The following is a 15,421-nucleotide window of genomic DNA, read 5'->3' as shown; positions in this document are numbered from 1 at the left end:
CCGCGCCGATGATAGTGTGGCAGCTGCCATGTGAAAGTAGGTCACTGCCAGGCACCCAATTTAAAAAGCCCGATGCGAAAGCGTCGGGCTTTTTTTCGTCTACGTGTTACCGAAAAATGAAAATATTGCACAGATGTAGGCGATGCTTCAGCTTCGCAATGTTGCGCAGCAACATCCTGCAATGTGGCTATGCGAATACGATGCCGCTGTATCTTCTATTATTGATTTAGTGAGATAACACTCATTGATTGTTATTCATTAAAGACTATTACTTGCCGAAAAGAGTAAAACGGCATAGCGTTAGATTGTCATCAGGATGTCATTATGCCCAGTCTTAATTGGGTAATGATTATGATAAGGGCTTGAGCCCAAGGGAGCATGTCTATGGATGATAACGCCCGCAAACGCTTTATTCTGGATACCAACGTGCTGTTGCACGAACCTCTTTCCATTTACTCTTTCAGTGAACATAACGTTGTTATACCCATGACGGTGCTCGAAGAGCTGGACCGCATCAAAGACCGTCAGAAAGATGTCAGTCGGGATGCGAGAGTGGCCATTCGAACGCTGGAAGGCATTTTTCATGACGCTACACCGGAGCAGATAGTCGCAGGGGTACCCCTTGGTTTGAAGGACGATGATGCCTCGGGGACCATCGCCATTATTACAGACAGGCAGTTGCCGGAAGGCTATGCGGTGTTTACCGATGATGAAGCCGATAACCGCATCATCAATACCGCGCTTTATCTGCAGCAGCATACCGCCGAAGGTATGGCGGTGTTGGTCACCAAAGACATCAATATGCGGCTGAAGGCAAAAGGGGCCGGGCTGCAACATGTCGAAGATTATAGGTCCGATCAGCTGGTTGATGATATCCGTTTGTTATCAAAAGGCTTTTATCATCAAGAAAACAGTTTTTGGGATCGTGTCGGTGAGTGTGCAAGCGAAACCCATGGCCGCGAGGTGATTCATACGGTCGCCGATGAATTGCTTCCGGGGGCGCATATCAATCAGTATCTGATTGATGATACCGATGATTTTGCCGGCCGCGTACTGGATAAAGACGGTAATAAAATACGCTTTATCGATCTGGGCCGCGAGCGAATGATGGGCCGCAAAGCCTGGGGAATTCAACCGAAAAATATCTATCAAGCCATGGCGCTGGATGCGTTGCTTGACCCCAATATTGAACTGGTGATCCTGACCGGGCCGGCCGGCAGTGGTAAAACCCTGCTGGCGATGGCCTCGGCACTGGAAATGATCATCGAAAAAGGGATTTACGATAAAGTCATAGTGACGCGTAATACGCCGGAAATCGCCGAAAGTATCGGCTTCCTGCCCGGCACCGAAGAAGAAAAAATGGCGCCCTGGCTGGCGGCCATTACCGACACCCTGGAAGTACTGCACAAACAGGACGAGTGCATGGACGGTTCGCTCAGCTACATTATGGGTAAGGCCAATATTCAGTTTAAATCGGTTAACTTCATGCGAGGGCGTAGTATCCAGAATACCTTTGTACTGCTGGACGAATGCCAGAACCTGACGGCCTCACAGCTTAAAACCATTATTACTCGCTGTGGTGAAGGCACCAAATTGGTGTGTTCGGGTAATCTGGCCCAGATAGACTCTAACTACCTGACTCCGGTAACCTCAGGGCTGACCTATATAGTCGAACGTTTTAAAGACTTTGAAGGCAGTGCCAATGTGTACCTTAATGGTGTGATGCGTAGCCGCCTGGCTTCGTTTGCCGAAGAAAACCTCTGATTGATAATGTGAAGGGTGAGGAGCTAACTTACCCTTCATTTCTCCCTCGTCCCAAATAAGCTTTTAATTCCCGAGTCTGGGGAGCCGTCAGCAGCTCCCTGGTTCCCTGCTCGAGAATACGGCCATTATGAATAAATGCGATATTGTCGGCGACTCTCGCCGCTTCATCCGGGTGGTGGGTAACCAGCAATACCGTGAGCTGCAATTGGTTGGTCTGGCTGCGTAACAGGTCCAGCAATTCGAAGCGCAAGGCAGGATCGAGCGCAGAAAAAGGCTCATCGAGCAGTAATACAGGCTGACGACGGGCCAGGCAGCGAGCCAGCCCGACTCTTTGTTGCTGGCCGCCGGAAAGGCTGGACGGTTTGCGATCCAGTAAATCTGCGATATCCACCTGTCTGGCGACCTGTTGTATTATGGCCTCTTGCTCGGCGGTGACTCGTAATGACGCAGACAAGCCGATGGCGATATTCTGATAGACAGACATATGCCAGAACAGGTTGTTATCCTGAAACAGCGTAGTGATGGGCCTGTGTGCCGGTGACAGTGGCAATAACGACTGGTCTTCATGCAACAGTTGCCCGGCATCGATGGCAGCAAAACCACCGACCATGGCCAGCAGCGTGGATTTACCTGCACCACTGGGGCCAATCAGCGCGGTAATTTCACCCGCGCTGGCCGAAAGCGTAAAGCACAGCTCTTGTTCCGGATAGCGAGCGCAAAGATCAGTCAGTTGCAGCATCTTTGCCTCCTAATACTCCTTCAACCAGGCCAAACAAGCTCAGGCTCAGCACCAGCAGCACCAAAGCGGTAGCGGCCGCATCTGTCATCTGGTAATTCCCTAATTGTTGATACAAAAGCCACGGCAAGGTTTGCAGCGACTGGCTGCCAAACAGCGCAATGGCACTCAAATCGCCCAGTGACAGCATCATGGCCAGGGCAAAGGCCAGTGCCAGCGGTTTGCGTAACAAGGGCCATTCGACGTGTTTTATACGTGACCAGCCCCCAATATCCAGGCTGGTGCACAGGCGGTTATACTGCTGCGCCACCCGTTCCATGGGCAGTTGCAAGGCACGCAGGCCATAAGGTAGCGCCATGAGTGCGTTGACTAATAACACCAGCACGGGGCCCAGGGTAAAAACGTCGGCCACATTGCGTAACAGAATAAACAAGCCGGTGGACAGCACCACGGCAGGCAGTACTAGGATCACCGAGCCGGTCGCCTCCATTAATCCGGCGGCGGCTCGGTGCCGTAGTTGCAAACGTAAATAGCGGCTGCTGCTCAGCAGGCCGACGGTGAGCAATATCGACAGCACCGCCGCGCCAGTGGCAATCAGCACTGAGGTCAGCGTGGCGTGCCACAACACGGCTGAGGTCAAGGCGGACCACAGCCGGGGATTGATGCCGTTGCTGATAATGGCGAGCAGGGGAGGCAGAAAAATGCCCAGGCAGATAGTGAGTATGACCGCATCCCAGATGCGTACTCGAATCAAATCTCGGTCCGGACGTAGCCTGCATGGGTGACGGCCTGCTTGTTCGGGGGAGCTTTTGGTCAAACGGTATTGCAGCAAGAGAAAGCCGCTGCAAAAAACCAGCTGCAGCAAGGCGAGCATACCGGCGAATGGCAAGTCGAAGTCAAAGCGTAATGCCTGATAAATTGCGACTTCCAGGGTGGTGGATTTTGGGCCGCCGCCCAAGGCCATCACGGTGGCAAAGCTGGTAAAACAGAGCATGAAAATCATGCTGGCCAATGCGGGAAGTGCACTTCGGATCACCGGCCATTCCAGCCAACGAAACAACTGCCAGCCAGTAAAGCCAAGCTGACTGGCCATACGCCAGTGGCTCGCAGGTATGGCGTCGATGCCCTGCAATACAATACGCGCCGCCAGCGGCATGTTGAAGAACACATGCGCCAGTAAAATACCGGTTAAACCATAAAGGTAACCAACGGACTCAAAGCCCGCAGCCTGTAATAGTTGATTGATCCACCCCTGGCGACCGTGCACGGTAACGATGCCGAACACTACCAGGATCACCGGTAACACCAAAGACAGGCCAAACAATCGCAACAGCAGTTTCCGCCCCGTAAAATAACGGCGTGACAGGGCCTGAGCCAGCGGAATGGCCAGTACAAGACTGAGCAGGGTAGATAACAGCGCCTGGTAAAAACTGAACCAGATAACATGATGTAAATAGCTGTCGTGCAGCAGCCTGGACCAAGCATGCTGGCTGCTTTGTACCAACAGTGCACCGATAGGCCCGGCACTCAATAATAAAATGCCCAGCAGGCTCAAGCCGCCGGGCAACCACCAGTATTTGCGTGTCATTAGGGTCTGTTGACCTTTAGAGATGATTTTTGCATCAGTTTGTGGTGCCTTTATACAAGGCAGAGCTTATGCCGTGTAGTACTCTACATAAATAAGCGAGAACGCAGTAGAAAGGCACCACAAGCGATGCCCTTCGGGTTCGGCTAAACGCGTTTTTCTCTTTGTTGAGAAGAGTTTTGCTTAGAATAACTAGGCTACAACCCTCTCGTCGCGATAAAAACGCGTTTATATCGAACAAAAGTTAACCGCGGAAGGTCAACAGACCCTAGTGAGTAACGGCGTTAAGCCACTGCCTCAACCAGCTACTGCGTTGATCGGCAATATGCTCGGCACTAAAGCTGAGCGTGTGTGCTGGCTGAACCAGATCGGCAAAGCTGTCGGGGAGCGGTGTTTCTATCACCGGATACATCCAGTTACCCTCCGGAATCTGTTCTTGAAACGCCGGGCTCACCATAAACTGCATAAATTGCTCGGCAAGCTCGGGCTGCTTGCTGGTGTTGAGCCTGGCCGCGACCTCTACCTGCAGGTAATGGCCTTCTTTAAAGCTGGCGGCTTGATACTGATGCTGCTGTTCTGCCTGAATGTGATAAGCCGGTGAGCTGGTGTAAGACAACACCAGATCGGCTTCACCTTTAAGAAACATGCCGTAGGACTCGCTCCAGCCTTTGGTTACGGCCACGGTGCGCTTGGCGAGATTTTGCCACACGCCGGGAGCCTGATCGCCGTACAGCTTTTGCACCCACAGCATCAGCCCCTGGCCTGGTGTGCTGGTGCGCGGATCTTGATACAGCAATGTCAGTTCGGGGCGCTCGAGCAGCTCGGCGAAGCTTTGTGGTGGCCGTTGCAGTTTGTCGGCGTTATAAATAAAGGCGAAGTAACCGTAATCGTAGGGTACGAAGGTGGTATCGGTCCAGCCACCGGGGACTTTCAAGGTGGACAACGATTGCCGATGCTCGGCCAGCAAACCGGTATTTTTAGCCGCTTGCAGCAGGTTATTATCCAGGCCGAGGATCACGTCTGCCTTGGTATGCTTACCTTCCAGCCGTAGTCGATTCAAGATGGAAACGCCGTCATCCAGTGCGACCCATTCGAGCTGACAGGCACATTCTGCTTCAAAAGCCTGTTTAATTGCCGGTCCTGGCCCCCAATCGGATGCAAATGAACTATATGTATAAACAGTCAGAGTGGGAATTTGTGCTCCTGCCTGGCTGGCAGCGAACAGAGATAAAGCGATGAGGAACTTGTTCACCGGACACTCCTTGTGGATGAAATAGAGCCGAGAGCGTCACATTGTGCGTCGGCGTCAGCCGAGGGCGATACACGAGTATGATCTCAGCGGTTGACCGCACCCCGTTTGGAATGGGCGTTATTGTAGGTTTATTCTGCAAGCTAAACCAGCACCTTATAAATGTCAGACTTACAAGGAAGGTAAATCATGATATCTGTTAATGAAGAACAGCGCCTGTTTCAACGTATGCGTTTGGATACCAAAATCATTTTAGCGACACCCCAGGCTCGAATAGAGGGGGTTTGTCGCAACATCAGTGCCAAGGGAGCGCTGATGGAAGTGAGTGCCGGACGATGTCAGGTGGGCGAAAAATGGCAGTTGGTGGTGCCATCGGCCGACAATAGCGTGGAGCCGCTGAAGGCCACGGCCAAAGTATTAAGAGTCGATCCCGGAGTGGCCACCGATATGGTGGCGCTCTGCTTGAGCGAGGTCCGTTAAGGTGACGACGACGCCCAAACCGTTCTTTCCGGTGAGTCTTGACCTTCCTGTGGTCTGGGGAGACATGGACGCATTGCAGCATGTAAATAATGTGGTTTATTTTCGCTACTTTGAAACCATACGTATCGAATATCTGCGCCGTATTGGCATGCTGGAAGTGTTGGCCAACAAGCAAGTGAGCCCAGTGCTGGCAGAAACCAGCGCCCGTTATCGCAGGCCGGTTATCTTTCCCGATACCCTGTTGGTGGAAGCCAGGGTAAGCAAGCTGGCTGAACATGGCTTTACCATGGAGTATCAAATAACCAGTAAAGCACAGGGAAGGGTCACCACAGAAGGGACGGCGCGGATTGTGATGCTGAATGTGACAACGGGAGGAAAGGCGACGTTGAGTGACACCTTGAAGCAACAGATAATGCAGCTGGAAGAAATAACATAACGCCGGCACAGGCCGGCGTTATGGAAGAACAGATTACAGCCAGCTGGGTTGCTGGGCCTCAAAGCTGTCAATTTGATCTTGATGCTGCAACGTCAGCCCGATGTTGTCCAGGCCGTTGAGCAGGCAGTAACGTCGGAACTCGTCGATTTCGAACGAGAAGCTGAGATCGCCGGCCCGTACTTGCTGGGCTTCCAGATCCACTGTGATTTCAGCTCCTTTGTTGGCACTTGCGTACGCAAACAGGGCGTCGACTTCGGCGTCGGTCAGGCGTACCGGTACCATGCCATTGTTGATCGCGTTGCCATAAAAGATATCGGCAAAGCTGGGAGCGATCACCGCCTGCAGGCCAAAATCGGCCAGCGCCCAGGGGGCGTGCTCACGGCTGGAGCCACAGCCAAAGTTTTCACGTGCCAGCAGGATCACCGCCTTGTCATAAGGCGCCTGGTTCAGCACAAAATCCGGATTGGGCTCAAGGCCTGCGTCATCCAAAAAGCGTGAGTCGTGAAACAGATGCTGACCGAACCCGGAGCGTGTCACTTTTTGCAAAAACTGCTTGGGAATGATCTGATCCGTATCTACGTTGGCCGCATCCAAAGGGGCGGCAATACCGGTTAATTGCTTAAATCCGCTCATGTTATACCCCTTATAATTCCCGAATGTCGACAAAGTGACCGAATACGGCAGCCGCAGCCGCCATGGCCGGGCTGACCAGGTGAGTACGACCACCGCGGCCCTGACGACCTTCAAAGTTACGGTTACTGGTGGCCGCGCAACGCTCGCCGGGCAGCAGGCGGTCGTTATTCATGGCCAGGCACATGGAACAACCTGGAAGACGCCATTCAAAGCCGGCTTCTATGAAAATCTTGTCCAGCCCCTCGGCTTCGGCTTGCGCCTTCACCTGTTGGGAGCCGGGCACCACCAGTGCCTGTACGCCAGCCGCAACAGTGCGGCCCTGAGCAATGGCGGCGGCGGCGCGTAAATCTTCGATGCGGCTGTTGGTACAAGAGCCGATAAATACCTTATCGATATTGACATCGGTCAGCTTGGTGCCACCTTGCAAGTCCATGTACTGCAGTGCTTTTATGGCAGACTGACGCTCGGTGGCATCAGGAATATCTGCAGGAGTGGGAATGATGGCATTAACGGCCATCACCTGACCCGGGTTGGTGCCCCAGGTGACTTGAGGGGCAATATCGGCGCCATCAAGCTCAACCACTGCATCAAACTCGGCATCTTTGTCGGATTTAAGGGTCTGCCAATAGGCGACGGCCTGATCCCAGTCACTGCCTTCGGGGGCAAAGGGTTTGCCTTTGAGGTAGTCGAAGGTGATTTGGTCGGGAGCGACCAAACCGGCCTTGGCACCCAGCTCGATGGCCATGTTACAAATGGTCATGCGCGCTTCCATCGACAGGGATTCAATGACGCTGCCACAGAATTCCACCACATAGCCGGTACCGCCAGCATGGGTCACTTTACCAATAATGGCCAACACCACGTCTTTGGCACTGATGCCGGGCTTGAGCTCGCCGTTCACTGCAATTTTCATGGTCTTGGCGCGACCCTGCTTCAGGGTCTGGGTGGCCATTACATGCTCGACTTCAGAGGTACCGATACCGAACGCAAGGGCACCAAAGGCACCGTGAGTCGCGGTATGGGAATCGCCACATACAATGGTGGTACCGGGCAGAGTCAGGCCCAGTTCGGGTCCAATCACGTGCACTATGCCCTGGTACTTGTGGTGCAAGTCATACAGCGGCACGCCAAATTCTTCACAGTTCTTGGCCAGGGTTTCCATCTGAATGCGCGCCATTTCGCCGGAAGCGGCAATGTCGTTGGTTTCGGTGGATACGTTATGATCCATGGTCGCCCAGGTGCGATCCGGACGGCGCAGTTTGCGGCCCTTTTCACGCAGGCCGTCGAAGGCCTGGGGCGAGGTGACTTCGTGCACCAGGTGACGGTCGATATACAGTAACGGCGTTTCACCGGCTTCATTACGCACCAGGTGTGCGTCAAATACTTTTTGATACAGTGTCTTGGCCATTAGTTTGCTCTCCTGATGCGGTTGGCGATGTGCTCACCCATTTGTACCGTGGTTTGTACTGGGTGCTTGGCATCACTGCTGTACAGATCGCCACTGAAGTAGCCTTCGGCCAGAGTTTCGCTGACGGCACGCTCTATCGCCTGGGCGGCTTCTTCCTGCTTGAAGCTGTAGCGCAGCATCAGGGCGGCGGACAAAATTTGTGCGACTGGATTGGCAATACCCTTGCCTGCAATATCCGGCGCCGAGCCGCCGGCTGGCTCATACAAACCAAACCCCTGGTCGTTCAGGCTAACCGAGGGTAACAGACCCATGGAGCCGGTCAGCATGGCCATTTCGTCAGAAATAATATCGCCAAACAGGTTGGAGCACAGCATAACGTCGAACTGCGCCGGATCCTTGATCAACTGCATGGTGGCGTTATCGATATAGATATGGTTCAAGGTGACGTCCGGATAGTCTTTGGCCACTTCGATGACCACTTCACGCCATAAAATAGAGGCTTGCAGTACGTTGGCCTTGTCGACGGAAGTCACAATGCCACGACGGCCCCGAGCGGCTTCAAAGGCCAGGCGGGCAATGCGCTCGATTTCATAGCGGTGATATACCTCGGTATCGAAGGCTTTCTCTTGTGCGCCTTCACCTTCGCGGCCCTTGGGCTGGCCAAAGTAGATGCCGCCGGTCAGCTCACGCATACACACTATGTCGAAGCCGCGCGCACTTATGTCGGCACGCAGTGGCGAAAATCCTTCCAGGCCCTGGTAAATGCGAGCAGGGCGCATGTTGCAGAACAATTTGAAATGGCCGCGCAAAGGCAGCAGTGCACCGCGCTCGGGCTGGTCGTTGGGTGGCAGGTGCTCCCATTTTGGGCCGCCTACCGAGCCAAACAGTACCGCATCGGCGGCTTCACAGCCGGCCAAGGTCGCCGCTGGCAGCGGTGCTCCATGGTTGTCGATGGCAATGCCACCTACATCAAAGTGGCTGAGTTCCAGCGTAAAACCAAACTCCGTTTGCACCTTGTCCAGTACCTTGAGGGCTTCTGCCATCACTTCCGGGCCTATGCCGTCTCCGGGCAAGACGGCGACCTTGTAATTTGCACTCATACTCACACTGTCTCCATACGTATTTTCTTTTGAATTTGTTCTTTTTTCTCTGCAACCTGCTCGGCACGCCAAATACTGTTAATCACGTGCACCAGGGCCTGGGCGGATGATTCGACGATGTCGGTCGCCAGCCCCATGCCGTGGAACTTGCGTTCTTTATACTCGGCGACGATGTCGACCTGGCCAAGAGCGTCTTTACCTTCGCCCTTGCTCTTGAGTTCGTATTTATCGACGCGGATGTCATAACCGGTTACCCGGTTGATGCACTGATACACGGCATCGACAGGACCGTTGCCTACGGCGGCTTCGTTAACAATTTCGCCGCCCACTTCCATGCGCACACTGGCGGTTGCCATCACATTGCTACCGGATTGCACGCTGACATATTTAAGCTTGAACTGTTCAGGCTCTTCGTGGATCTGACTGAAGAATACCAGGGCTTCCAGATCATAATCGAACACCTGACCCTTGCGATCGGCCAAGGCCAAAAAGCTGTCGTACAGGGTGTCGAGTTCGTAGTCCTGCTCGGTATAACCCATCTCGCTCATGCGATGCTTGATCACGTGACGACCGGAGCGAGAGGTCAGGTTAAGCTCATTCTTCTGCAGACCAATACTTTCCGGGGTAATGATTTCATAGGTGTTCTTGCTCTTCAGCACGCCGTCCTGGTGAATACCGGAAGAGTGGGAAAAGGCATTGGCACCGACGATGGCCTTGTTGGGCTGTACCGGCATATTGCAGAGGTTGCGTACCAATTGGCTGGTACGATAAATCTCCTGGTGCTTGATATTGGTGTTGACGCCGAGCAATTCGCTACGGGTCTTCAGGATCATGGCGATTTCTTCCAGCGAGCAGTTACCTGCCCGTTCGCCAATACCATTGATGGTACATTCAATCTGGCGTGCGCCTTGCTGTACGGCGGCAATCGAGTTAGCTACCGACATACCCAGATCATCATGGCAGTGTACCGAAATAACCGCTTTATCTATGTTGGGCACGCGGTTGAACAGGGTTTGGATAATGCCGCCAAACTCGCTGGGCACAGTGTAGCCCACGGTGTCGGGAATATTAACAGTAGTCGCGCCGGCATTAATGGCGGCTTCGACCATGCGGCACAGGTTATCGATAGGTGTGCGGCCGGCATCTTCGCAGGAAAACTCTACATCATCGGTATAACGGCGAGCGTGCTTGACTGCGTGTACGCCCATCTCCAATACCGAGTCGAAGTCTTTGCGCAGCTTGCTTTGTACATGAATATCAGAGGTAGAAATAAAGGTATGGATACGGAATTGATCGGCCACTTTCAGGGCGTCGGCCGCCGCGTCGATATCGGCTTCCAGAGCGCGAGCCAAGGCACACACGCGGCTGTTCTTGATATGACGTGCTATGGTCTGCACCGACTCGAAATCTCCGGGTGAAGAAATGGGGAAGCCGACTTCCATCACATCTACACCCAAACGCTCCAATGCGTAGGCAATTTGCAGTTTTTCTTTGACCGTCAGGCTGGCGGAAAGCGCCTGTTCGCCATCTCGCAAAGTAGTATCGAAAATCATGACCTGGTTCGACATGTCGCTTTCCTCTCTGTTTTACCTTGCCGCCCGCGACAGATATAAAAAACCCGTGCGGATGGCACGGGTTTTTGTATGAATATGTGTGGATGATGAATTCCAGCTACGCCCGACCCGTGCGCGTTAGCACCTGTGAGGTTAGAAGTAGTAGTAGCTGAATATGTTTGGGCATCGTACTCATCACCGAAGAATAATTCGTATAACAACAGTATACAAATAACGGGAAACCGTGATGGTGTCAACGCTTTAGATCATATTTAAAATAAGTTAGTACAAAATATTGCAGTTGTTGATTTGCTGTTGATTGGTTTTTTATGCTGCATTGTTTTTTAAGGTTGGACTTATGGCCTGATTAGGGATGTTTTTGCATTATAAATGGCACGATTGGTGCTCCGGGGGGCGTGTGGTCGGGTGTCGATAATTACAGCAAAATAGCGGGGCTGCCAAGGGAAGGTATTTCTGTAGCAAGTTTTTCAAATAAAAAGAGAGTGCCGGTTTGGCGTGTTACTGCTAGCCTTTGTCAGGCTCATATTGAGCCGACTCTGGATGGCATTCATTCTGCTGCCAGAAGATAGAGAGAGTGCGTCAACCTTGTCTTCCGGCTTTTAATAAAGCTCGTAGACAAGCGATTTAAAGCAGGTTAAGGTGAATTTTCTTCCTTTTTCTGCTTATTCTAACCTTATCTGGCAGAAGTGTTTGTTTTATAAAGATAAAAACTATCCGTTTTGTTATGGCATGGTGTTCTGGCCGAGCGGCCTGGACCGCCGCAAATAACAGAGCGAATAAAGTAAAGCCTGGAGGGCTTATCATGGAGATGTTATCAGGCGCGGAAATGGTAGTACGGGCGCTGGAAGATCAGGGAGTCGAGCATTTATTCGGTTACCCCGGCGGTTCAGTGCTTGATATCTATGACGCCTTATTTGAAAACAGTAAAATTGAGCATGTACTGGTACGCCACGAGCAGGCTGCGGTACACATGGCCGACGGTTATACCCGTGCTACCGGTAAAGTGGGTACCGTGCTGGTCACCTCGGGCCCGGGAGCAACCAACTGCATTACCGGCATCGCGACTGCCTATATGGACTCCATTCCCATGGTGATCCTGTCCGGTCAGGTACCTACTTTTTATATCGGCGATGATGCCTTCCAGGAAACCGACATGATCGGTATCTCGCGGCCGATAGTAAAACACAGCTTCCTGTGCAAAAAAGCCTCGGATATTCCGCTGGCCATCAAAAAAGCCTACTACATTGCGGCCAGTGGTCGTCCGGGCCCTGTGGTGGTGGATCTTCCCAAAGATGTACAAAACCCACTGGAAAAGCATCCTTATGCCTATCCCGAGTCGGTAGAGATGCGTTCTTACAATCCCACCGGTGTGGGTCATAAAGGACAAATCAAAAAGGCGATGAAAGCCCTGGCCGATGCCAAACGCCCCATTATGTATGTGGGCGGTGGCGCCGTTACTGCAGAAGCCAGTGCGCTGGTGATTCAGCTGGCCGAAATGTTCAATCTGCCGGTGACCAACACCCTGATGGGCCTGGGTGTCATGCCGGGTACTCATAAGCAGTTTGTGGGCATGCTGGGCATGCATGGTACCTATGAAGCCAACAAGACCATGCACAACTCGGATCTCATTCTGGCCATCGGTGCGCGTTTCGACGACCGGGTAACCAACAATGTCGAAAAATTCTGTCCTCATGCCACCATAGTGCATGTGGATGTGGATCCCACTTCCATTTCCAAAAACATCAAGACGCACATTCCCATCGTGGGCTCTGCCGATGCGGTACTGGGTCAGATGCTGGATGCCATTCGTGAGCTGGGTCTGAAAACCGATCCGCAGGCCATGAGTGACTGGTGGGAACAAATTGAACAATGGCGTGCACGCCAGTGTTTGCGCTACGAGAGCAGCGAGCAATACATCAAGCCCCAGCAGGTGATTGAGTCGGTTTATCGCATCACCAAGGGTGAAGCCATGGTCAGCTCGGATGTGGGGCAGCACCAGATGTTTGCCGCGCTTTATTATCCCTTCGACAAGCCGCGCCAATGGATCAACTCCGGTGGCCTGGGCACCATGGGGTTCGGTTTGCCGGCAGCCATGGGTGCCAAAATGGCAAGGCCCGACGCGGTATCGGTATGTGTGACCGGTGATGGCTCTATTCAGATGAATATTCAAGAGCTGTCCACCTGCATGCAGTACAACATACCGGTGAAAATCATTTCCATGAACAACCATTCTCTTGGCATGGTCAAGCAGTGGCAGAAGATGTTCTATGAGGGCCGCGAAAGCCATTCCTACATGGACTCGCTACCGGACTTCGTCAAACTGGCAGAAGCCTACGGCCATGTGGGTATCCGGGTCTCGGATCCCAAAGAGCTGGATGCGGCACTGGAGAAATGTTTCTCCCTGACCGACAAGCTGGTATTTATGGATATCGTGATCGATCCGGAAGAGCATGTTTACCCCATGCAGATTAAAACCGGAGCCATGGATGAAATGTGGTTAAGCAAAACGGAGAGAACTTGATGCGGCGTATTATATCCCTGTTGCTGGAAAACGAATCCGGCGCCTTGAGCCGAGTAGTGGGGCTGTTTTCTCAACGGGCTTACAACATTGAAACACTGACGGTGGCGCCTACCGAAGATCCTACCCTGTCACGCATGACCATAGTGACCACGGGTGACGAACGGGTGATTGAACAGATCACCAAGCAGCTGAACAAGCTGGTAGACGTGCTCAAGGTCAGTGATTTGAGCGAAGGCGATCATATTGAACGGGAAATCGTGCTGGTCAAGGTACGCGCCGACGGTGCCAACCGCGATGAAGTCAAGCGCACCGCCGATATCTTTCGCGGCCAGATTGTCGATGTAACCCCCAATTTGTATACGGTGCAGTTGGTGGGTACCAGTGACAAGCTCGACGCCTTCATTCGTAATATGAGTGATACCACCGAAGTGGTGGAAGTGGTTCGCAGTGGTGTTTGCGGCGTAGCTCGCGGCGAAAAATCCATGCGCCCGTAAGCCACTATCTGCCTGTTATGTTTAAAAACCGCCTTCGGGCTAACACCATTCAGTTAAGCGTGTTTAGACTGAATGGTGTACCGAGTTTTTGATATCCGAACGGTCCTACTCTTGGGCCGTTTTCTTTTTTTCAGGCAGAATATACCGCTTCACTCGTTCGCGCATGGCCCTCAGCTTTTTGGGTATAGTGCCGGGCGCGGCGATGGCGCACCACATCACTTCATCCTGAATATCTCTTAACGCCATCATAAAGCTAATCCGCAGCGGTGAGACTTCTGCCTCGTGAGCAATGCGGCTGATCTCCACCCGTACTAAGTTGTAGGCCAATAAAATTCCCCACAACTCCTGTGTGACTCCCTCGACCGACTGACTACGCAATAAAATAGTGTCCTCTAACATTCGATGTTTAATTTCACCGTAACTATTCTCGATTTCCCATCGTTCAAAGTAGACATCCAGTAACGCTTGGCCTGAGCACTGCCGCTCATCAACTAACGAGCACAGTACACCCTTGATATGGTTGCTGCTGACAGGCTCCGGATAAAGTATCAACCGAGCTTGCCAGTACTCTGGCAATGAAGGATCTAATTTTCTTGCTTGAGGTGACACTTTCATTTCCACCAGATGATCGCACTCTGAAAACGAGTGCAGCACCGTATATTTGGTATTGCTTTTTATGGGTACCATCCAGTGAGCGTGGGGATGCTGGCGTTGCCAGTTAATCAATAATTCTGCACTGAGATAACAACGGTCAAATATCGTCAGGCTGTGATCGGAGACATGCGCAAGCAGTTGCTTGGTATAGGTGACCTCTCCCTGATGACTCGGGCCAAAAGCAACATGATGCACCATGCGGCTGCGCAGTGAACTAAAGGCACACAGACGAACAACGGGGTATTCGGTATGAGACGTTTTACTGTGCTTAACGTAACCGAAGTGCTTGGCTAACTCGGGCGTATCAGCAGTACGAAACTGGGTGCCGTCGACAGAAAAAAGTCGAAGTCCATGCCATGTATCTTTGCCGTCTTCTTCTTCAATCCAACGTGCAGCTGTGAGGTCAAACAAAGCGGCTAATGGCTCGCTAGTCAGACGTTGCCTGGCCTGGGGAATGGCGCTCGGTGCGACTGACGCTCCGAGCTTATCGGTCAGTATAAGATCGAGTTTGTCCACGACATCACTAATCGAACGGTCGCGAAATAATCCCATGGCGATAACCAACCAGACCACGAGCTCGGCGGGGAGCTTGCGCCGCCTGACACTCGCTTTATCCGTTTGCTCTAGCGCGGTATGTATCCAGTCCAGCGGGAGGTGTTTGTGGAAGGTCGATAACGACTCAGGAGCGGCAAATGTATCGGTGTCTAGTAACCAGTGACCAAGCAAAAAAATACCCTCATACCATGTGGTGATGAGGGTATTCTGACGCCGTATAAGGATCGGTCAA

The 15,421-nt window shown here is 52.5% G+C and carries 12 protein-coding genes and 1 pseudogene; 5 read left to right on the top strand and 8 right to left on the bottom strand.

What is annotated here, in order from left to right; translation table 11 throughout:
* The first annotated feature begins 384 nt into the window (after window positions 1–384).
* On the top strand, window positions 385–1,764 hold the full coding sequence (locus tag IEW52_RS12180) for a PhoH family protein (RefSeq protein ID WP_188630343.1): 1,380 nt from the start codon (window positions 385–387) through the stop codon (window positions 1,762–1,764).
* Window positions 1,765–1,792: 28 nt separating this feature from the next.
* Here IEW52_RS12180 and thiQ read toward each other — a convergent pair whose 3' ends face one another.
* From thiQ to thiB, 3 genes are all read right to left on the bottom strand, one after another.
* Window positions 1,793–2,503: a thiamine ABC transporter ATP-binding protein gene (gene thiQ / locus IEW52_RS12175; RefSeq protein ID WP_188630342.1), complete on the bottom strand. Its 711-nt coding sequence runs from the start codon at window positions 2,501–2,503 to the stop codon at window positions 1,793–1,795.
* A complete protein-coding gene (gene thiP / locus IEW52_RS12170) occupies window positions 2,487–4,088 on the bottom strand; it encodes a thiamine/thiamine pyrophosphate ABC transporter permease (protein ID WP_188630341.1) in 1,602 nt (533 codons plus the stop codon). Before thiP ends, thiQ begins: the two co-directional genes overlap by 17 nt.
* 265 nt (window positions 4,089–4,353) lie before the next feature.
* Window positions 4,354–5,337 (bottom strand): thiamine ABC transporter substrate binding subunit, encoded by a 984-nt coding sequence (gene thiB, locus IEW52_RS12165; RefSeq protein ID WP_188630340.1) that lies wholly within the window; start codon window positions 5,335–5,337, stop codon window positions 4,354–4,356.
* A 186-nt stretch (window positions 5,338–5,523) separates the two neighbouring features.
* On the opposite strand from thiB, the gene IEW52_RS12160 reads away from it, so the two are divergent.
* The gene (locus tag IEW52_RS12160; protein WP_188630339.1) at window positions 5,524–5,814 is read left to right on the top strand and encodes a PilZ domain-containing protein; all 291 of its coding nucleotides are present in this window, start codon (window positions 5,524–5,526) and stop codon (window positions 5,812–5,814) included.
* A 1-nt stretch (window position 5,815) separates the two neighbouring features.
* Window positions 5,816–6,250, top strand: coding sequence for an acyl-CoA thioesterase (locus tag IEW52_RS12155; protein WP_229667928.1), 435 nt, complete (start codon window positions 5,816–5,818; stop codon window positions 6,248–6,250).
* A gap of 33 nt (window positions 6,251–6,283) precedes the next feature.
* Here the strand turns inward: IEW52_RS12155 and leuD are convergent, their stop codons facing one another.
* The 4 genes from leuD to leuA are packed head-to-tail and all read right to left on the bottom strand — an operon-like array spanning window position 6,284 to window position 10,959.
* Complete coding sequence (leuD, locus tag IEW52_RS12150) at window positions 6,284–6,883, bottom strand: 3-isopropylmalate dehydratase small subunit (RefSeq protein ID WP_188630338.1); 600 nt, start codon at window positions 6,881–6,883, stop codon at window positions 6,284–6,286.
* Between the two features lie 10 nt (window positions 6,884–6,893).
* Complete coding sequence (gene leuC, locus IEW52_RS12145) at window positions 6,894–8,291, bottom strand: 3-isopropylmalate dehydratase large subunit (RefSeq protein ID WP_188630337.1); 1,398 nt, start codon at window positions 8,289–8,291, stop codon at window positions 6,894–6,896.
* Complete coding sequence (gene leuB / locus IEW52_RS12140; protein WP_188630336.1) at window positions 8,291–9,391, bottom strand: 3-isopropylmalate dehydrogenase; 1,101 nt, start codon at window positions 9,389–9,391, stop codon at window positions 8,291–8,293. Before leuB ends, leuC begins: the two co-directional genes overlap by 1 nt.
* A gap of 2 nt (window positions 9,392–9,393) precedes the next feature.
* Window positions 9,394–10,959, bottom strand: a complete 1,566-nt coding sequence (leuA, locus tag IEW52_RS12135; protein WP_188630335.1) for a 2-isopropylmalate synthase — start codon at window positions 10,957–10,959, stop codon at window positions 9,394–9,396.
* Window positions 10,960–11,767: 808 nt separating this feature from the next.
* Between leuA and IEW52_RS12130 the strand changes: the two genes are divergently transcribed.
* The gene (locus IEW52_RS12130; RefSeq protein ID WP_188630334.1) at window positions 11,768–13,486 is read left to right on the top strand and encodes an acetolactate synthase 3 large subunit; all 1,719 of its coding nucleotides are present in this window, start codon (window positions 11,768–11,770) and stop codon (window positions 13,484–13,486) included.
* Complete coding sequence (gene ilvN, locus IEW52_RS12125; protein WP_188630333.1) at window positions 13,486–13,980, top strand: acetolactate synthase small subunit; 495 nt, start codon at window positions 13,486–13,488, stop codon at window positions 13,978–13,980. Before IEW52_RS12130 ends, ilvN begins: the two co-directional genes overlap by 1 nt.
* 53 nt (window positions 13,981–14,033) lie before the next feature.
* On the opposite strand, the pseudogene IEW52_RS12120 reads toward ilvN, so the two are convergent.
* Window positions 14,034–15,360: pseudogene (locus IEW52_RS12120) on the bottom strand (IS4 family transposase).
* Between the last annotated feature and the right edge of the window lie 61 nt (window positions 15,361–15,421).

Origin of the sequence: Oceanisphaera marina (assembly GCF_014643915.1) — a bacterium.
GTDB classification, from domain to species: Bacteria; Pseudomonadota; Gammaproteobacteria; order Enterobacterales; family Aeromonadaceae; genus Oceanimonas; species Oceanimonas marina.
The sequence above is the reverse complement of the archived record's forward strand: the minus strand, read 5'-3'. Positions and strand labels throughout refer to the sequence as shown.

Excerpts from the sequence above, each read along its gene's own strand:
- leuC (WP_188630337.1), bottom strand. The coding sequence starts at position 8,291 with ATGGCCAAGACACTGTATCAAAAAGTATTTGACGCACACCTGGTGCGT.
- leuD (WP_188630338.1), bottom strand. The coding sequence starts at position 6,883 with ATGAGCGGATTTAAGCAATTAACCGGTATTGCCGCCCCTTTGGATGCG.
- IEW52_RS12180 (WP_188630343.1), top strand. The coding sequence starts at position 385 with ATGGATGATAACGCCCGCAAACGCTTTATTCTGGATACCAACGTGCTG.
- leuA (WP_188630335.1), bottom strand. The coding sequence starts at position 10,959 with ATGTCGAACCAGGTCATGATTTTCGATACTACTTTGCGAGATGGCGAA.
- thiQ (WP_188630342.1), bottom strand. The coding sequence starts at position 2,503 with ATGCTGCAACTGACTGATCTTTGCGCTCGCTATCCGGAACAAGAGCTG.
- IEW52_RS12130 (WP_188630334.1), top strand. The coding sequence starts at position 11,768 with ATGGAGATGTTATCAGGCGCGGAAATGGTAGTACGGGCGCTGGAAGAT.
- ilvN (WP_188630333.1), top strand. The coding sequence starts at position 13,486 with ATGCGGCGTATTATATCCCTGTTGCTGGAAAACGAATCCGGCGCCTTG.
- IEW52_RS12160 (WP_188630339.1), top strand. The coding sequence starts at position 5,524 with ATGATATCTGTTAATGAAGAACAGCGCCTGTTTCAACGTATGCGTTTG.
- thiP (WP_188630341.1), bottom strand. The coding sequence starts at position 4,088 with ATGACACGCAAATACTGGTGGTTGCCCGGCGGCTTGAGCCTGCTGGGC.
- leuB (WP_188630336.1), bottom strand. The coding sequence starts at position 9,391 with ATGAGTGCAAATTACAAGGTCGCCGTCTTGCCCGGAGACGGCATAGGC.